Annotated in this window: 17 protein-coding genes and 1 tRNA gene; 7 read left to right on the top strand and 11 right to left on the bottom strand. The window is 52.7% G+C overall.

The window, feature by feature from the left end; translation table 11 throughout:
• Positions 1-191: 191 nt before the first annotated feature.
• Both OGV98_RS01810 and gss read left to right on the top strand, forming a co-directional pair.
• The gene (locus OGV98_RS01810; RefSeq protein WP_057102139.1) at positions 192-2,480 is read left to right on the top strand and encodes an FdhF/YdeP family oxidoreductase; all 2,289 of its coding nucleotides are present in this window, start codon (positions 192-194) and stop codon (positions 2,478-2,480) included.
• Between the two features lie 153 nt (positions 2,481-2,633).
• Positions 2,634-4,493 carry a bifunctional glutathionylspermidine amidase/synthase gene (gss, locus tag OGV98_RS01805; RefSeq protein ID WP_102190593.1) on the top strand — a complete coding sequence of 620 codons (1,860 nt, stop codon included), beginning with the start codon at positions 2,634-2,636 and terminating at the stop codon, positions 4,491-4,493.
• A gap of 109 nt (positions 4,494-4,602) precedes the next feature.
• Here the strand turns inward: gss and OGV98_RS01800 are convergent.
• Positions 4,603-4,678, bottom strand: a tRNA-Phe gene (locus OGV98_RS01800).
• A 105-nt stretch (positions 4,679-4,783) separates the two neighbouring features.
• Entirely contained in the window at positions 4,784-5,491 is a 708-nt protein-coding gene (locus OGV98_RS01795; protein ID WP_286550977.1) for a DUF554 domain-containing protein, read from the bottom strand.
• A 468-nt stretch (positions 5,492-5,959) separates the two neighbouring features.
• Between OGV98_RS01795 and OGV98_RS01790 the strand changes: the two genes are divergently transcribed.
• Positions 5,960-8,095 carry an ornithine decarboxylase gene (locus OGV98_RS01790; RefSeq protein WP_003838203.1) on the top strand — a complete coding sequence of 712 codons (2,136 nt, stop codon included), beginning with the start codon at positions 5,960-5,962 and terminating at the stop codon, positions 8,093-8,095.
• Between the two features lie 52 nt (positions 8,096-8,147).
• Here the strand turns inward: OGV98_RS01790 and OGV98_RS01785 are convergent, their stop codons facing one another.
• The 4 genes from OGV98_RS01785 to mutY all read right to left on the bottom strand — a co-directional run bounded on the left by OGV98_RS01785 (position 8,148) and on the right by mutY (position 12,137).
• A complete protein-coding gene (locus OGV98_RS01785; protein ID WP_003027130.1) occupies positions 8,148-9,404 on the bottom strand; it encodes a nucleoside permease in 1,257 nt (418 codons plus the stop codon).
• A gap of 211 nt (positions 9,405-9,615) precedes the next feature.
• Entirely contained in the window at positions 9,616-10,701 is a 1,086-nt protein-coding gene (mltC, locus tag OGV98_RS01780) for a membrane-bound lytic murein transglycosylase MltC (protein ID WP_049001609.1), read from the bottom strand.
• 86 nt (positions 10,702-10,787) lie between these two features.
• Positions 10,788-11,057 carry an oxidative damage protection protein gene (locus OGV98_RS01775; RefSeq protein WP_003027126.1) on the bottom strand — a complete coding sequence of 90 codons (270 nt, stop codon included), beginning with the start codon at positions 11,055-11,057 and terminating at the stop codon, positions 10,788-10,790.
• Between the two features lie 27 nt (positions 11,058-11,084).
• A complete protein-coding gene (gene mutY, locus OGV98_RS01770) occupies positions 11,085-12,137 on the bottom strand; it encodes an A/G-specific adenine glycosylase (protein ID WP_032937473.1) in 1,053 nt (350 codons plus the stop codon).
• A 160-nt stretch (positions 12,138-12,297) separates the two neighbouring features.
• Between mutY and trmB the strand changes: the two genes are divergently transcribed.
• The 4 genes from trmB (at position 12,298) to ansB (ending at position 15,347) form a co-directional block, all read left to right on the top strand.
• On the top strand, positions 12,298-13,017 hold the full coding sequence (gene trmB / locus OGV98_RS01765) for a tRNA (guanosine(46)-N7)-methyltransferase TrmB (protein ID WP_003027117.1): 720 nt from the start codon (positions 12,298-12,300) through the stop codon (positions 13,015-13,017).
• Positions 13,017-13,343 carry a YggL family protein gene (locus tag OGV98_RS01760; protein WP_003027115.1) on the top strand — a complete coding sequence of 109 codons (327 nt, stop codon included), beginning with the start codon at positions 13,017-13,019 and terminating at the stop codon, positions 13,341-13,343. Before trmB ends, OGV98_RS01760 begins: the two co-directional genes overlap by 1 nt.
• 49 nt (positions 13,344-13,392) lie before the next feature.
• Positions 13,393-14,112, top strand: coding sequence for a YggN family protein (locus OGV98_RS01755; protein ID WP_032950065.1), 720 nt, complete (start codon positions 13,393-13,395; stop codon positions 14,110-14,112).
• 188 nt (positions 14,113-14,300) lie between these two features.
• Complete coding sequence (gene ansB, locus OGV98_RS01750) at positions 14,301-15,347, top strand: L-asparaginase 2 (RefSeq protein ID WP_003027108.1); 1,047 nt, start codon at positions 14,301-14,303, stop codon at positions 15,345-15,347.
• Positions 15,348-15,462: 115 nt separating this feature from the next.
• Here the strand turns inward: ansB and hemW are convergent, their stop codons facing one another.
• The 5 genes from hemW to OGV98_RS01725 are packed head-to-tail and all read right to left on the bottom strand — an operon-like array spanning position 15,463 to position 18,769.
• Entirely contained in the window at positions 15,463-16,599 is a 1,137-nt protein-coding gene (hemW, locus tag OGV98_RS01745) for a radical SAM family heme chaperone HemW (RefSeq protein ID WP_032937402.1), read from the bottom strand.
• Positions 16,592-17,185: an XTP/dITP diphosphatase gene (locus OGV98_RS01740; RefSeq protein ID WP_003027104.1), complete on the bottom strand. Its 594-nt coding sequence runs from the start codon at positions 17,183-17,185 to the stop codon at positions 16,592-16,594. Before OGV98_RS01740 ends, hemW begins: the two co-directional genes overlap by 8 nt.
• A gap of 7 nt (positions 17,186-17,192) precedes the next feature.
• Complete coding sequence (yggU, locus tag OGV98_RS01735) at positions 17,193-17,483, bottom strand: DUF167 family protein YggU (protein ID WP_003027101.1); 291 nt, start codon at positions 17,481-17,483, stop codon at positions 17,193-17,195.
• Complete coding sequence (locus tag OGV98_RS01730; protein ID WP_003825417.1) at positions 17,480-18,046, bottom strand: YggT family protein; 567 nt, start codon at positions 18,044-18,046, stop codon at positions 17,480-17,482. The genes yggU and OGV98_RS01730 overlap by 4 nt, the downstream gene beginning before the upstream one ends.
• 18 nt (positions 18,047-18,064) lie before the next feature.
• Positions 18,065-18,769 carry a YggS family pyridoxal phosphate-dependent enzyme gene (locus OGV98_RS01725; RefSeq protein ID WP_049015284.1) on the bottom strand — a complete coding sequence of 235 codons (705 nt, stop codon included), beginning with the start codon at positions 18,767-18,769 and terminating at the stop codon, positions 18,065-18,067.
• Positions 18,770-18,779: the final 10 nt, after the last annotated feature.

The raw sequence follows: 18,779 nt of genomic DNA, 5'->3' as shown, positions 1-18,779 counted from the left end.
TGATGCAGTGTAGCAGCCAGGTAGAACTGAATTTAACAGATTGGGACTTTATGCCGTTTTGTGCTGAAAGGGGAAGATAAATCTAACCCGTTCATTGTACCTGGCCCGTACTCCATGAAGAGGAAATCATTGTTGCACGGAAATTGCTACCGTATTCGCCATCAAAAATTGGCGGTGAATAAGCAGTAATAATGAAAAAGGGTGTTCCAGGAGTAAGCGGTTATCAGGGCCCGGCGGGTGGGTGGGGCGCGGTAAAAGCCGTCACTGCTTCGCTGTTTTCGCAAAAGGCTGTCGCCCGCGACATTATCGCGATGTTTAAAATGAACCAGGTGAAAGGATTCGACTGTCCGGGCTGTGCATGGCCGGATCCTGGCCATCGGGCACCGATGGAGCTGTGCGAAAATGGCGTTAAGGCGGTCTCCTGGGAGACAACCAACAAGAAAGCGTCACCGGAATTTTTCAGCCGTCATCCGGTTTCTACACTCTGGCATTACAGCGATTATGAACTGGAAAACATTGGTCGTTTGACGCATCCAATGAAATACGATGCCGCATCAGATACCTGGCAGGCGGTGGATTGGGATATCGCCTTCCAGGAAATCGGGGAGCGTCTGCGCAGTTATGATTCAGCCCAGCAGGTTGAGTTTTACACCTCCGGCAGAACGTCAAATGAGGCAGCGTTCCTGTATCAGCTGTTTGCCCGCGAATATGGCAGCAGCAACTTCCCTGATTGCTCAAACATGTGTCACGGACCGACCAGCGCAGGGCTAACGCCGGCCATTGGCCTTGGAAAAGGAACCGTTGAACTTGAGGACTTTGACCACTGCGATCTGGTGATTTGTATCGGGCATAACCCTGGCACTAACCATCCGCGCATGCTGACCACCTTACGCGACGTTGCCAAACGCGGGGCTAAAATTATCTCCATTAATCCGCTGAACGAAAGGGGGCTTGAGCGCTTTAGCTTCCCGCAAAGCGCGAAAGAGATGTTCACCGGTCAGGCGACGGCGCTGAGCAACGACTACTACCAGGTAAAAATGGGCGGTGACGCTTCGCTGCTCAAAGGCATCATGAAAGCGCTAATCGAAATGGACGAAGCGCGGATCTTATTGGATCAGCAGCCGACGCTCGATCATGCGTTTATCGAAGAGCATACCGCTGGATATGCCGCGTTGTATGATGACTTACGCCAGCGTAGCTGGGCGGAGCTGGAACAGGACTCGGGTCTGACGCGCAGTCAGATGGAAGATCTGGCGCACAGCTACAGTAAATCCCGCGCCACGATTGTTTGTTACGGCCTGGGCATCACCCAGCATAAAAACGGCACTGAGAACGTCCAGCAACTGGTAAACCTGCTGCTGCTGAAAGGCAATATAGGTAAGCCTGGGGCGGGGATCTGCCCGTTGCGCGGTCATTCTAATGTGCAGGGCGATCGTTCTGTGGGAATCAACGAAGCGGCGTCCGAAGATTTCCTGCAACGCCTTGAGACGTATTTTTCTATCCGTGTTCCGCGCAAACATGGTCGTTCCAGCGTGGAGAGTATTCGGGCCATCGAGCGGGGCGATGCAAAAGCACTCATCTGCATGGGTGGCAATCTGGCGGTGGCGATGCCCCAGCCGCAGCGTACCTTTGCGGCGATGAAAAATCTGGATCTGCAGGTCCATGTGGCGACCAAACTGAACAGATCGCACCTGCTGCTGGCAAAACACAACTATTTGCTCCCCGCGTTGGGTAGAACCGAGCGCGATCTGCAAGCTACGGGCATTCAGTCTGTGACCGTCGAAGACTCAATGTCGATGGTTCACGCGTCCTGTGGCGCGCTGAAACCGGCTTCCCGCTGGCTAAAATCAGAGCCCGCGATTGTGGCGGGCATGGCGCGCGCCACGCTGCCGCTTTCGCCGGTAAACTGGGAAGCGTTGACCGGGGACTACGCGCTGATCCGTAATGCCATTGAAGCCGTGATCCCGGCGTTCCACGACTACAACGCCCGTATTGCTGAACCGGGCGGGTTTCGTATGGATACGCCTGCTTCGCGCCGTGAATGGCGAACGGAGAATGGCAAAGCCAACTTTATCGTCAGCCATCAGCGGGCGGTAGAGCGGGAAAATCAGCCTGCCGATACGCTGATATTGGCGACGCTACGCAGCCACGATCAGTACAACACCACGATTTATGGTATGAACGATCGCTATCGTGGCATTACCGGTCGTCGGGATGTGGTGTTTTTAAGCGTCGAAGAAGCGATGAGCCGCGGTCTGAGCCAGGGTGATGTGGTCAACGTTCAGGCGCTGGACGACAACGGTCAGCCCTGCGCGGATCGCATCATGTACGGCTTAACGGTGGTGATTTACAACATGGCGGCGGGCTCAATTGGCGCGTATCTACCTGAAGCGAATGTCCTGCTCTCGTTGGACGCGGTGGATACACAAAGTTTGACTCCGGCCTATAAAAGCGTACCGGTAATCCTTACCCAGGTGTAGTTCCTGTTGTGAATTTTTCGCCTCTGAGCGCCAGTCGCTGCGTTGAGGTGTATGATGATGTCGACCTCTGTCCGGTTAGTGTCGCAGAGCAGGCAATCAGAGCGAAAAATTCACGCCAACCTGCTCAGGCTGTATTGTTTTGAGGTAAGGTGCATGAGCAAAGGAACGACCAGTCAGGATGCCCCATTCGGGACATTATTGGGCTACGCCCCAGGTGGCGTAGCAATCTACTCTTCAGATTACAGCTCCCTCGACCCACGGGACTACGACGATGATGCGGCATTTCGCAGCTATATCGACGACGAATACATGGGCCACAAATGGCAGTGCGTGGAATTCGCACGCCGCTTTCTGTTCCTTAACTATGGTGTGGTCTTCACCGATGTAGGCATGGCCTGGGAGATCTTCTCCTTACGCTTCCTGCGTGAAGTGGTGAATGACAATATCCTGCCGTTACAGGCATTTCCCAATGGTTCACCCCGCGCACCGGTAGCAGGCGCGTTGCTTATCTGGCAAAAAGGCGGCGAATTTAAAGATACCGGGCATGTGGCGGTCGTTACCCAGTTGCTGGAAAACAAAATCCGTATTGCCGAACAGAACGTGCTCCATACGCCGCTGCCTCCCGGACAGCAGTGGACCCGCGAGCTGGAGATGGTGGTTGAAAACGGTTGCTACACCCTGCAGGATACCTTTGACGACACCACCATCCTTGGCTGGATGATCCAGACCGAGGATACTCGTTACAGCCTGCCGCAGCCGGAGATCGCCAGTGACTCGCTGAAAATTGGCGGCGCGCGACTGGAAGATAACGGGCAGTTTGACGGTAAATGGCTGGATGAACAGGATCCGCTGCAAAAAGCCTACGTGCTGGCGAATGGGCATGTGATTAATCAGGATCCGCATCAGTACTTCACCATTACCGAAAGTGCCGAGCAGGAGCTGATCAAAGCCACTAACGAGCTGCACCTGATGTACTTGCACGCGACCGACAAGGTGCTGAAAGACGATAACTTGCTGGCACTGTTCGATATTCCGAAAATCCTCTGGCCGCGCTTGCGCCTTTCCTGGCAGCGTCGTCGGCATCATATGATTACGGGTCGTATGGATTTCTGTATGGATGAACGTGGACTGAAGGTGTATGAGTACAACGCCGATTCCGCCTCGTGCCATACCGAAGCTGGCTTGATTCTCGAAAGATGGGCCGAGCGTGGCTACACAGGGCAGGGACACAACCCGGCTGAAGGGTTGATCAACGAACTGGCGGGTGCCTGGAAGCACAGCCGCGCACGTCCGTTTGTCCACATCATGCAGGATAAGGATATCGAAGAAAACTATCACGCGCAGTTTATGCAGCAGGCGCTGCGTCAGGCCGGGTTTGACAGCAAAATTCTGCGTGGCCTCGATGAGCTATGTTGGGATGATGCCGGTCAACTGATTGACGGTGACGGCCGCCTGGTGAACTGTGTCTGGAAAACCTGGGCGTGGGAAACCGCGATTGAGCAGGTGCGAGAGGTCAGCGAAACAGAGTACGCCGCGGTACCAATTCGTACCGGGCATACGAATCAGGAAGTGCGTTTAATCGACGTGTTGCTGCGCCCGGAAGTGCTGGTCTTCGAACCTCTGTGGACGGTGATCCCAGGCAACAAAGCGATATTGCCAATCCTCTGGCAGCTTTTCCCGCACCACCGCTATCTGCTTGATACCGATTTCACTGTTAATGAAGAGCTGGCACAAACCGGTTATGCGGTGAAACCCATTGCAGGACGTTGTGGCAGCAACATCGATCTGGTGAGTCATCAGGAAGAGCTACTGGATAAAACCAGCGGTAAGTTTGCCGAGCAGAAGAACATTTATCAGCAGCTTTGGTGTCTGCCAAACATTGCCGGTAAATATATTCAGGTTTGTACCTTCACCGTAGGCGGTAACTACGGCGGTACCTGCCTGCGCGGCGATGAATCACTGGTGATTAAAAAAGAGAGCGATATCGAACCGCTGATTGTGGTGAAGGAATAATCGCAACCCCCTGTGGTGGTGATGTTGCTATCACGGGGTTATTTGATGGGAATAATTTTAGAAATACTCCAAAGCAAAAACCCGCCTTTTGGGCGGGTTCTTTTAATAGTGGTGCCCGGACTCGGAATCGAACCAAGGACACGGGGATTTTCAATCCCCTGCTCTACCGACTGAGCTATCCGGGCAACGAGGCGCATTAAACCCGATTCACTTCGTTTCGTCAACGAAATTTCTTCAAATCAATGCAGACTGCACAATCTATCACCACATTGTTGCTATTGCACGCATTCTCAGGCAAAAAAAGCCGTCCACGCTGCGGAAAGCGGCATTGCCAGTAGAAGGGCAGGAAGCATATTCACCACCGCAAACATTTTAATGCCGCAAATCCGCAAACCGGTTGCAAGTAGCAACAGTCCGCCTACAGCGCTGAAATCGGCCATCATGGCTGGGGTTGTCAGCGGTAAAATCAGAGCCGCACAGGTGGCAAGCGTCAACTGAATTGCCAGCATCGGTATGAAAATGGCAGACACGGCGATCCCTAGCGAGCAGACGAAGATAATAGCGGTGAAGAAATCGAGAAATGACTTGGCGATTAAAATATTAGGATCGCCGGTCATCCCTTCATGGATCGCCCCAAATATCCCGGTCCCGCTGGCGCAAAACAACACGATGATCGCCACATAGCTTTGGATAAAGGATTCGTGTGTTGCATTGACATCCGATTTGGTGAAAAGCTGTTGCGCTTTGGCAACCGCGGCATTGATTCCTTTTTCCAGATGGCAGAATTCGCCAATTAATGCACCGATCAGTGTCGCCAGAACCATCACCGGCAAGTTAACGCATTTGATAACCAACAAGATACCAATTCCCAACGAGCACAACCCGAATATTGAGGTCATTGAGATCCGAATACGTTCGGGTAAGTGCTGACTGAGCAGCGCGCCGAGAACACCGCCTAATAAAATGGCGCTGGCATTAATAAAGGGTCCGATTACCACGTTTGCTCCTGCATACCCATTATCGTCTTGATGTTAAAGGCAACTGTTTGGGTGAAATTATGTTTCAGATTGCATTATTATGCCGCTATTTTCAGACGAAATGCTTGTTTATCTGTGAGGTTTAAGCACAGGATTTTATCTTGCGCCTATAGGTGAAAGGTGCCATGATTGCGCGAATTTTCTCCTGTCTGAATGAGGCTGCCTGGGATGATCTTACTCCCCCTACATCGCCTTCAATATCGCCTTTTTGCGCGACGTTCGCCCCTTCCTGCGACTTATCTTCACGCTCCCACCATGCGGTGAGGGCAGCGTACGCTCACTGCAGGATAACAGTAAGATCAGAGGCTATCTGCTTTTACTGATGTCTGGCGGTCGGGGCTGGTAACCAGTTTGACCCGTCATTTCGTGGGCAAAGCAATGCGGCTTTGCCCGGGACTTTTGATTTTCCCGAAACGGGTTATTGTGCTTATGAAATCAATGAAAATTGCCGCCAGTGGTGAACTGGCTTCTCGTCTTTCCAGCCATCGCCAGGTGGTTGCGCTGGACAGCACCGATTTTACTGACGTCGCGGCAGTCGTCATTACCGTTGCGGACAGCCGCAGTGGGATCCTGGCTTTGCTGAAACGCACTGGTTTTCATATACCGGTGTTTTTGTTCGCAGAGTCTGATGTCGATGTACCTGCGGGCGTTAACGCGGTGATTTGCGGTCAGGCTCAGGACTGGCTGGAGCTGGAGTCTGCTGCCTGCCAGTATGAGGAAGAGTTGCTGCCGCCGTTCTATGACACCCTTACCCAGTATGTCGAAATGGGGAACAGCACGTTTGCCTGCCCGGGGCACCAGCACGGTGAGTTTTTTAAGAAGCATCCGGCGGGCCGACATTTCTATGAGTTCTTTGGCGAGAACCTGTTCCGCGCGGATATGTGCAACGCTGACGTTAAGCTGGGCGATCTGCTGATTCATGAGGGATCAGCGAAACATGCGCAGAAATTTGCCGCGAAAGTTTTTCACGCGGATAAAACCTACTTTGTGCTGAACGGAACCTCTGCGGCGAATAAAGTGGTCACCAACGCGCTGCTGACGCGCGGCGATCTGGTGCTGTTTGACCGCAACAACCATAAGTCCAACCACCACGGTGCGCTGATCCAGGCAGGCGCGACGCCGGTTTATCTGGAAGCGGCGCGTAATCCGTTTGGCTTTATTGGCGGTATTGACGAGCACTGCTTTGATGAGGCGTATCTGCGCCAGCAACTGCGTGACGTTGCGCCGCACAAGGCTGACCAGCCGCGCCCGTTCCGTCTTGCAATCATTCAGCTTGGTACCTATGACGGTACGATCTACAACGCCCGGCAGGTGATCGACAAGATCGGTAGCCTGTGCGATTACATCCTGTTTGATTCTGCCTGGGTTGGCTACGAGCAATTTATTCCGATGATGGCCGATGGGTCACCGCTGCTACTGGAGCTCAATGCTGACGATCCGGGGATCTTTGTCACCCAGTCGGTACACAAACAGCAGGCCGGATTCTCGCAAACCTCGCAGATCCACAAAAAGGATAACCATATTCGCGGTCAGGCGCGGTTCTGTCCGCATAAGCGTCTGAACAATGCATTTATGCTGCATGCTTCCACTAGTCCGTTTTACCCGCTGTTTGCGGCGCTGGATGTTAACGCCAAAATCCATGAAGGCGAGAGTGGGCGTCGGCTATGGGCGGAGTGTGTAGCGCTGGGCATTGAGGCCCGTAAAGCGATTCTTACCCACTGTAAGATGATTCAGCCGTTTATTCCTCCGGTAGTTGATGGTAAGCCGTGGGAAAGCTATCCGACGCAGGTGATTGCCAGCGAGCGCCGCTTCTTTAGCTTTGAACCGGGTGCTAAATGGCATGGTTTTTCCGGCTACGCGCGCGACCAGTACTTCGTTGATCCCTGCAAGCTGTTGTTAACTACTCCGGGCATTGATGCGCAAACCGGGCAATATACTGAGTTTGGTATTCCGGCGACGATTCTGGCGCATTACCTGCGTGAAAACGGCATTGTTCCGGAGAAATGCGACCTTAACTCGATTCTGTTCCTGCTGACCCCGGCAGAAAGCACCGAGAAACTGGCGCAACTGGTGGCGATGCTGGCGCAGTTTGAGCAGCATATTGAGGACGATACGCCGCTGGCAGATGTGCTGCCCACCATCTTCAACAAGTATCCGGTACGCTATCGGGATTACACGCTGCGTGAACTGTGTCAGGAGATGCACGATTTATACGTCAGCTTTGATGTGAAGGATCTGCAAAAAGCGATGTTCCGACAGGAGAGTTTGCCTGCCGTGGCGATGAACCCGCAGGATGCCAACAGCGCCTTTATCCGTGGTGATGTCGAACTGGTGCGTATTTGTGATGCCGCAGGTCGCGTTGCGGCAGAAGGTGCGCTGCCTTATCCTCCGGGCGTGCTGTGCGTGGTACCGGGTGAAATCTGGGGCGGGGCGGTGCAACGTTATTTCCTGGCGCTGGAAGAGGGTGTAAATCTGCTGCCGGGCTTTTCGCCGGAGTTGCAAGGTGTTTACAGCGAAACGGATGCAGATGGTATTAAGCGTCTGTATGGATATGTTGTGAAGTAAGCGCAAAAAAAGCGGGTTACCTTTTGGCAACCCGCTTTTCTCTGCGTAAACGTTAGTGCGCGATAGTCTGGGTTCCTGCCGGAACGCGTACGTGTTTATATTTAAACAGCGCCACGAAGGCAAAAGCCAGAACCAGCGAGTAACCTGCGAAGATCAGCCACACGGTCTGCCAGTCGGTAATACCGTTCAGCGTATAGTGTTCAACTACTTTACCGCTCACCAGTCCGCCCAGAATACAACCGAAGCCGTTGGTCATCATCAGGAACATACCCTGTGCGCTAGCGCGGATTTCAGGGCGAACTTCTTTCTCCACGAATACCGAGCCAGAGATGTTGAAGAAGTCGAAGGCGCAGCCGTAAACAATCATCGACAGAACCAGCAGCACGGTACCGAACGGTGTCGGATCGCCGTAGGCAAACAGGCCGAAACGCAGCATCCACGCCACAATACTGATAAGCATTACATTCTTAATACCGTAACGGCTCAAGAAGAACGGGATGGTCAGGATAAACAGCGTCTCGGAAATCTGCGAGATCGACATCATCACCGAGGCGTGTTCAACGATGAAGCTACCGGAGAACAGCGGGTTGTTATCGAAACTGTGCAGGAAGGTATTACCGAACATATTGGTAATCTGCAGTTCCGCGCCCAGCATCATTGAGAAGATGAAGAAAATCGCCATGCGCTTGTTTTTAAACAGCGCGAAAGCATCCAGGCCCAGCATGGACGACCAGCTCTGGTTTTTCTGCTGGTTAGCCACCGGAATATGCGGCAGCGTCAGCGTGAACAGCGCCAAAACAACGGACAGCGTTGCACCGATATACAGCTGCATATGACTCAGCTCGAAGCCGGAGAAGCTCACGCCCCACATCGCCATGATAAAGCCGATAGTGCCCCAGATACGGATTGGCGGGAAGTCCGTTACGATATCCATCCCGGCTGACTGCAGGCGATAGTAAGAAATGGTGTTGATTAACCCCAGCGTTGGCATATAGGCCAAAGAGTTAAGCAAGATCACAAAGAACATCGCGCCTGGGGTGGTGACTTCGGCTGCGGCGAACAGCGTTGCTGCACCGACCAGGTGACAAATGGCGTACACCCATTTCGCACTGATCCATTTGTCGGCCACGATCCCTAACAGCGTAGGCATAAACACGGCGGCGATCCCCAGCGAGCTATACACTGCGCCAATGGATGCACCATCGAATTTTAGGGTGACAAACATATAGGAGCCGAGGGTAGTGAGCCAACTACCCCATAAGCAGAACTGCAGAAACGAGAGCACTTTCAGCTGCAGCTTAAGATTCATGTTAATTTCCTCACACCGTAATGCGGATGAATGTTTTAAAAGGCACATTTGCCGGGGCTTGATGATGTGATTCTATCAACGAGGGACACTCTTTTTTTGTTACCTGTGACAAATATTTGCAAACAATTTCTGATTGCAAAGCAAAAGAGTGATGGAGTTAACACTTTACCCTCTTCCGGGCCCCGTTTACCGGGGCAGAAGAGGGGATATATTAGCGGCGTCGATATGATTTTTGTGCGGAATTGACCTTGTAAAGGTATCGGCGTGATTCAGCCGACGGATGTCGGGTAGTCAGCGTTTGATAAACGTCCCCCGGGGTCATGCTGTTGATAATATTCGCTGCCTGGATTTTATCGTTCGAGAAAACGCGCAGCACGCTGCCCGCACCGCCGTTATATGCCGTGATCACCGCGTAGCGACGGGACGTTGGATTATCAATGCCGCCTAAATAGACATTGTTGAGCATAGCCAGATAGGCGGTACCGGTATCAATGTTGCTGGCCGGGTCAAACAGGAAGCTACGGCTCGGTGTGCCGGAGCGCCCTTGCGAGCGAAACACATCTTTCCCGGCGCTGTGCTGTACCACCTGCATCAGTCCCAGCGCATCGGCATGGCTGACCGCATATGGGTTAAATGAGGATTCGGTTTGCATGATGGCCAGAATCAGCGACTCATCGACGCCATACTTACGCGAAGCCTGACGCACCATGCCGACGTATTTATGCGCGCGCTTATCAAGGTGGTTCGGTACCAGGTTGATCGTCACGCTATAGATGATGCGAATACCATTGCTGCGGCTTTTCAGGCGTGTTTTCAGCAGATAGTCAGCGAAATTGGTGGCACGCCCCTCCCAACGAATGGGCTGGCCGGTATTATCGACCACCTGCCCGTACAGGAACGGCTCTTTGGAAATCTTAATGTCGTCGACATCGGAATAGAGATCGATAGAACCCGGATCATCGCCCATCAGCAATGTCTTGATAATCGCCCGACGCAGGTGTCCGGCGGGATCTGTCCCGGCAATGGTCTCGACGGTTATCGTACCGTCATCAAAGTTGATATGGCTGCGGGTTTGATACTGATCGGTATACTTTACGTAGTCCTTTGGACCCGCAATCAGCACTTCCTTAAATCCCCACAAATTCTCAATGTTATGGGCAAATTGCCCCATCAGAATATCAAAACCGTTGGTATCCTTGACCCAGGCTTCGTTATAGGAATCGCCTTTTTTGGTCGAACTGGAACAGGAGATGAGCAACGGCGCAATAACGGCAAGCGCGAGAAATTTTTTCATCATTCCGGGAGTGCGTGTTGTGTTTGTTATTTGCAAGGACCAGAGTAAATCGTAGGCCGGATAAGCGCAGCGCCATCCGGCAACGGTTCTTAAGACTCTGGTGTATAGCCTTCAATATGCACGTCTTTGCCTTCAAACAGGAAGTTGATCATCTCCTGCTCAAGCAGTTTACGATGCTCAACGTTCATCATATTGAGCTTCTTCTCGTTAATCAGCATGGTTTGCTTATGCTGCCATTGCGCCCATGCTTCTTTAGAAATCTCGTTGTAGATGCGTTTCCCCAGATCGCCCGGGTACAGCTGAAAATCCTGGCCTTCTGCTTCGCGTTGCAGGAAAGTGCAAAAAATCGTTCTGCTCATAAAAAATCCTCTCTATCGACCGGTACGTTAAACGTGTGTACCGGCACGTAATTGCTGTAACAAACGCTCCACGGGAGCCGCCAGTCCGACCGACGGCGGTTGCGCTAAGTTATACCAGAGCGCGTTGCCTTCATCCATGCATGAGCCGAATGAAGACACAGGAAGCCACATAGGCACAATGTCTAAGTGGAAATGGCTAAAGGTATGGCGAAACGCATTAAGTTGGGTCAGATTATCTGCGTTAATTTGCCGTTGCGCCAGCCAGTTGCGCAGTCCATCTTCGTCGTCAAACTGTGGAAAACAGTATAAACCACCCCATAAGCCGCTGGGCGGTCGCTGTGCGAGCAGCACTTCGTCATCATGCTGCATCAGTAAAAAATAGCCCGTTCGTTCCGGCAGCGTTTGCTTGGGTTTTTTACCCGGGTACAACGCCCAGCTTGCATTGGCGCTGGCCACACAGCCATTTTCCAACGGACACAGCGAACATTTAGGTTTTGAGCGCGTACAGACCATGGCGCCTAAATCCATCATCGCCTGATTAAAACGCTCAACGCCATGGGCGGGCGTCACCTGCTCGCTCAACTCCCACAGCTTCTTTTCGACCTCTTTTTTACCCGGCCAGCCGCTTACAGCATAACAGCGAGCCAGCACGCGTTTGACGTTACCGTCGAGAATCGGAAAATGCTGACCCAGAGAGAGGGAAAGGATCGCGCCTGCGGTTGAGCGACCGACGCCAGGTAGGGCGGCCACCTCATCAAAAGTTTGCGGAAATATACCGCTATGCAGCGTGACAACCTGCTGCGCGGCTTTATGCAGATTACGCGCTCGGGCGTAATAACCCAGCCCGGTCCACAAATGCAGAACCTCATCCAGCGGCGCATGGGCTAAATCCGTTACCGTTGGGAAGCGCGCCATAAAGCGCTCAAAATAAGGGATAACGGTCGCAACCTGAGTTTGTTGCAGCATTACCTCAGAGAGCCATACTTTGTAAGGCGTCTTATCAATTTGCCAGGGCAGCGTTTTCCGCCCGTATTTGTCGTACCAGCTCAAAACTTGAGCCGAGAATTGAGACGCTTGCATGATTACCGTTTCATTATTGCCGGGGGCAAGATTGCAGCACAGCGGCAACGGGGTGTAAACCGGAACTTTCCGCTGCTCACTTTCTTCCTTTACTTGCATCCGGCAACTAACTTTGGATAATGCCCGTTTTCAGAACTCAAACACAGCAGACTAAACTTTTATGAAGAACGACGTCATTTCACCGGAATTTGATGAAAACGGCCGCCCTCTGCGCCGGATTCGTAGTTTTGTTCGTCGCCAGGGGCGACTGACGAAAGGGCAGGAGCACGCGCTGGAAAACTACTGGCCGGTGATGGGCGTTGAGTTCAGCGAAGAGCCTGTAAATTTCGCAGAACTGTTTGGCCGTGATGCGCCAGTCACGCTGGAAATCGGTTTTGGTATGGGAGCGTCGCTGGTCGCAATGGCGAAAGCGCGTCCGGAACAGAATTTCCTTGGCATTGAGGTTCACTCGCCGGGCGTTGGTGCGTGTCTGGCTTCAGCCCATGAAGAGGGTGTCGAGAACCTGCGCGTCATGTGCCATGATGCCGTTGAAGTCCTGCATAAAATGATTCCTGACAATTCTTTATCTATGGTTCAGTTGTTTTTCCCTGACCCGTGGCATAAAGCACGTCATAATAAACGCCGTATCGTTCAGGTACCGTTTGCTGAGCATATCTTAAGTAAGCTGAAGCTGGGCGGCGTATTCCACATGGCAACCGACTGGGAAGCTTATGCGGAACATATGCTGGAAGTGATGTCCTCCATTGACGGGTATAAAAACCAGTCCGAGAGTAACGATTATGTACCGCGCCCACAATCGCGCCCGGTAACCAAATTTGAACAACGTGGTCATCGTCTTGGCCACGGCGTATGGGACTTAATGTTCGAGAGGGTGAAATAATGGCAAAGAACCGTAGCCGTCGTCTGCGTAAAAAGATGCACATCGAAGAGTTCCAGGAAGTAGGATTTTCGGTTGCATGGCGTTTCCCGGAAGGTACATCTGGAGAGCAGGTCGATCAAATCGTTGATGACTTTATCAATGAAGTTATCGAACCGAACAAGCTGGCTTTTGACGGCAGCGGCTATCTGGCCTGGGAAGGTCTGATCTGTCTGCAGGAAATCGGCAAATGCACCGAAGAACACCAGGCAATCGTGCGTAAGTGGCTGGAAGAGCACAAACTAGAAGAAGTGCGTACCAGCGAACTTTTCGATATTTGGTGGGACTAAGTAGCACAGGGTCGGCAAATGCCGGCCCGATTTGTCTTGAGGGAAAGATATGATGCGCAAAACGCTGCTGGCGGCAGTCCTAACGTTCACGGCGATGGCCGCACATGCAGATTACCAGTGCAGCGTCACCCCGCGTGACGATGTGATTTTGAGCCCACAAACGGTGCAGGTGAAGGGCGAGAACGGCGACCTGATTATTACCCAGACCGGCGATGTCACCTTCAACGGTAAACAGTACAGCCTGAACGCCGCACAGCGTGAGCAGGCCAAAGATTATCAGGCGGCGTTGCGTAGCAGCCTGCCGTGGATTGACGAAGGTGCCAGAGCGCGCGTAGAGAAAGGTCGCGTGGCGCTGGATAAAATCATCGCCAAAGAGGTCGGTGAAAGCAGCAACATGCGTGGCCGCTTAACCAAGCTGGATGCGCAATTGAAAGAGCAGATGAACCGTATCATCGAGCATCGAACTGATGGCCTGACCTTCCATTATAAGGCGATTGATCAAGTTCGCGCGGACGGACAACAGCTGGTTAATCAGGCGATGGGCGGTATTTTGCAGGACAGCATCAACGAAATGGGTGCCAAAGCCGTACTCAAAGGTGGTGGTAATCCGTTGCAGGGCGTGCTCGGTAGCCTTGGTGGCTTGCAAACTTCAATTCAAAACGAATGGAAGAATCAGGAACAAGACTTCCAACAGTTTGGCAAAGATGTTTGTGCCCGCGTCGTGACGCTGGAAAACGATCGTAAAACGCTGGTTAGCACTCTGAAATAATCTTCACCTCTTTTTAACGGCGCAGAAACATTCTGCGCCGTTTTATTTTGTACTTTTCTGTTTTTTTGATATCCATCTCTAAGAATGGCAATTTGATGGAGATATAAATCTGGTTAATTGGAACTCGTCACATTATTCATCTGTAGGATAGACATAATGCTGCAAATTCAAGTAACTGGAGAAATAACATGGAGTTTTTCAAGAAAACGGCGCTTGCCGCACTGGTTATGGGTTTCAGCGGCGCGGCGCTTGCACTGCCAAATATCACTATTTTAGCGACCGGCGGGACGATTGCTGGTGGCGGTGATTCCGCGACAAAATCTAACTACACGGCAGGCAAGGTTGGCGTAGAAAATCTGGTTGAGGCCGTTCCTCAGTTGAAAGATATCGCTGTCGTTAAAGGCGAGCAGGTGGTGAACATCGGCTCCCAGGATATGAATGACGAAGTCTGGTTAACGCTGGCCAAAAAGATTAATACCGAGTGTGATAAAACCGACGGCTTCGTGGTGACACATGGTACGGATACCATGGAAGAAACCGCCTATTTCCTCGACCTGACCGTCAAGTGCAACAAGCCGGTCGTGCTGGTCGGCGCCATGCGTCCATCTACGGGTATGAGTGCTGATGGCCCGTTCAACCTGTATAACGCAGTGGTAACTGCCGCAGACAAAGCCTCTGCCAACCGCGGAGTGCTGGTGGTGATGAACGACACCGTTATGGATGGTCGCGACGTGACTAAAACCAACACTACCGACGTTGCTACCTTCAAATCCGTTAACTACGGCCCGTTGGGTTACATTCATAACGGTAAAATCGACTACCAGCGTACGCCTGCGCGTAAGCACACCACGTCTACTCCGTTCGATGTTTCTAAGCTGACCGAGTTGCCGAAAGTTGGGATTGTTTACAACTATGCTAACGCCTCCGATCTGCCGGCAAAAGCACTGGTAGATGCGGGTTACGCAGGGATCGTTAGTGCAGGTGTAGGTAACGGTAACTTGTATAAAACCATTTTCGATACGCTGGCAACCGCCGCGCATAAAGGTACCGTTGTGGTGCGTTCATCTCGTGTACCAACGGGTGCCACCACGCAGGACGCAGAAGTTGATGATGCAAAATACGGATTTGTGGCTTCAGGTTCCCTGAACCCGCAAAAAGCACGTGTTCTGCTGCAGCTTGCGCTGACTCAAACCAAGGATCCTAAACAGATCCAGGAAATGTTTAATCAGTATTAATGACTGAAGGTGGCTGCGCTCATCGACCTAACCCTGTAGGCCTGATAAGCGCAGCGCCATCAGGCAATTTGCCGGATGCGGCTCAAGGCCTTATCCGGCCTACATCGTTACCGTATTACTCCGCCAGAAACAGCTCCAACAGAGAGTTCAAAAACAGCTTACCGTGTTGAGTAATCTGCCAGTATTCATCGCATTCACTCAGGTAGCCCTGGGAAATAGCCTCATCGATCTGTCGACGAATAACGTCCTCGGTAAGCCCGGTATATTGTCTGAACTCCGCGCGAGGCGCGGCCTCAAGCAACCGGAAACGGTTCATAAAGAACTCGAACGGCTTATCGGCTTCGGCGACATCACGCTGGCTTTCGAGATAACGCCCTTGCATGTAGCCACGCGGATGCCGCGTTTTGGTGGTACGCAGAATGCGCCCGTCCGGGAACGTAATTTTGCCATGCGCGCCGCAGCCAATACCGAGATAGTCGCCAAAACGCCAGTAATTAAGGTTGTGCTGACACTGATAGCCCGGCTTCGCATAGGCTGAGGTTTCGTACTGTTGATACCCGGCGGCGGTCAGCAACTGGTGGCCTTGCTCAAAAATATCCCACAGCGCATCATCGTCTGGTAAAACAGGCGGTCGGGAACCGAACAGCGTGTTGGGTTCGATGGTCAACTGATACCAGGAAAGATGCGGTGGGTTGAGCGCGATGGCCTGCTGTAAATCGCCCAGCGCCTCTTCCAGCGTCTGATCTGGCAAACCATGCATCAGGTCGAGGTTAAAGCTGCGTAGCCCCAGACCGCTCGCCAGGTGTGCTGCTCGTTTGGCTTCTTCCGGCCCGTGAATACGTCCCAGACGCTCGAGTTTGGCGGAGCTAAAGCTCTGTACGCCAATTGAGATACGGTTTACGCCAGCGCGTTGATAATCAACAAAGCGATCGGCTTCCACCGTCCCGGGATTCGCCTCCATTGTGATTTCTGCATCTGCGGCCAGATTCAGCCGTGCACGCACGCCGTCGAGCAGCGTTTGCATTGCCGGGCCAGAAAGCAGGCTCGGCGTACCACCACCGATAAAAATTGTCTTTACTTCCCGCCCCTGGGCGTGGGCCACCTCAGTATCCAGATCGCTCAGCAGGTGCTGAACATAGTCGTCATGAGGAACCTCGCCCTTAAGCGCATGCGAGTTAAAGTCGCAGTACGGGCATTTCTGCACGCACCAGGGGATGTGAATATAAAGACTTAGCGGCGGAAGGTTAACCATTGCGCAGGGCATCCAGCAGCAGCTTCAGTGCCTGTCCGCGGTGAGAAATCGCACTTTTTTCTTCGCGGGTCAGCTCAGCAGCTGTTTTTCCTTCGGACGGCACAAAAAAGATTGGGTCGTAACCAAAACCACCGTTTCCGGCCGGTTCACGGGTAATCACGCCCGGCCAGCTTCCGTGGCACACTAAAGGCGTGGGATCGTCCGCATGGCGCATATACACCAGCACGCAGTGGAATTGCGCCTGACGCTGGTCATCCGGGACATCCCGCAGGGTGTGCAGCAGTTTTTCCAGGTTCTGCTGATCGGTCGCATCTTCGCCGGAATAGCGGGCTGAATAGATACCCGGCGCGCCGCCAAGGGCATTTACTGCCAGGCCGGAGTCATCAGCAATGGCTGGCAAACCCGTAATTTGCGCGGCATGACGCGCCTTCAGAATGGCGTTCTCAATAAACGTCAGTCCGGTCTCTTCTGCAGAATCAACTCCCAGATCCGTTTGGGCAACAACATCAAGACCGAAATCACTCAGAAGAGAGGCGAGTTCACGCACTTTACCGGCATTGCCGGTCGCGAGGACAACTTTTTGCATGGGATACCTAATCAGTTAGCGCCGCAATTTCGGGCGGGATCTGTTGCGGATGAATAATTTTAACCTGTTTGTGACGACCAAGCTCGCCCTTCTCAATAACGACCTGGCTTTTCGCTACGCGGAACTGTTTGCCGAGAAACTTCACCAGATGGCTGTTGGCTTGTCCATCGACCGGCGGGGCGGTAATGGCGACTTTAACTTCGTCGCCATGTAAACCCACAATACTGTCACGGCTGGCTTTCGGCTGAATATAGAGCCGTAAAACCAGACCGTCGTCGCAGGGTGTAACGGCACTCATAGCGCCATCCACAGCCCCGGCAGCAGCATGTTGCCTGTCGCCTGCAACACTTCCGCGATACCCATGTTAATGACATAGAGCAGCAGAACCAGAATCATTGGGGAGAAATCGATCCCGCCCATGCCTGGAAGTATGCGACGGATAGGACGCAACAGCGGATCCGCCAGTTGAATCAGCACGTACTCCACCGGGCTGCGACCCTGGCTGACCCAGCTCATAATCGCCATTACCAGCAGCACCCAGAAAATCAGCAGCCCAATGGTCTTCAGGACAATCAGCACGGCGGCGATCCAGATGATCGGCTGGAACGTGACCACCTTAAATAGCACGATGGCTTTGATAAAGCTGAGAACGAGCGCGACTAATGCTGATGCGCTGTCAATGGGCCCCATTGGCGGAATAATACGGCGTAACGGCCCAATAATGGGCTGAGTGATTTTCACAATAAACTGCGAGAACGGGTTGTAGAAATCGCAGCGAGACCATTGCATCCACACGCGCAGCAGCAGCGCCATGGTATACAGCTCAATTACCGTTGAGAGCAGGAAGGTCAACGTATTCATGGTGTTCCTTAATTTTCCTTATTTTTTAGTGTAATCACGAGCACCAAAAATGGCAGTGCCGATGCGCACCATCGTGCTACCCGCCGCGATAGCGGCATCCATATCATCAGACATCCCCAGCGAGAGCGTATCGATATTTGGATAGCGTGTTTTCAACCCGGCAAATGCTACAGCCATTTGCTGTGCAACTTCAAACTGCCTTACATAATCTGACTCAGGAGCGGGAATAGCCATCAAACCACGCAGGGTAATGCGCGGCAGCGCATCGACTTCAGCGGCCAAGGCATCAAGCTCTGCCAGCGGAATCCCTGACTTACTGTTCTCATCGCTGATATTAATCTGGATCAGCACATTCAGCGGCTGCAGGTCTGCCGGGCGCTGTTCGCTCAGACGGGCAGCGATACGTAGACGGTCGATCGTATGGCACCAGTCAAAGTGCTCGGCGACCAGACGACTTTTGTTGGACTGCAGCGGGCCGATAAAGTGCCACTGCAGATCGTTGACGCCTTTTTCCTGAAAGTAGCGGATTTTATCCACCCCTTCCTGGACATAGTTTTCACCGAAGGCACGCTGCCCTGCGGTAATGGCTTCTTCGATGGCGCTCGCAGGTTTGGTTTTGCTGACTGCAAGCAACATAACTTCTTCTGAAGACCGCCCGCAACGCGTCGCGGCGGCTGAGATTTTGTCCCGGACATGTGCCAGGTTATGCGCGATATCGTTCATTTTCCGAGGA

Origin of the sequence: Citrobacter sp. Cf136 (assembly GCF_030333815.1) — a bacterium.
GTDB classification, from domain to species: Bacteria; Pseudomonadota; Gammaproteobacteria; order Enterobacterales; family Enterobacteriaceae; genus Citrobacter; species Citrobacter freundii.
Note: the sequence above shows the minus strand (reverse complement) of the source record. Positions and strands in the feature narration are given on the sequence as shown.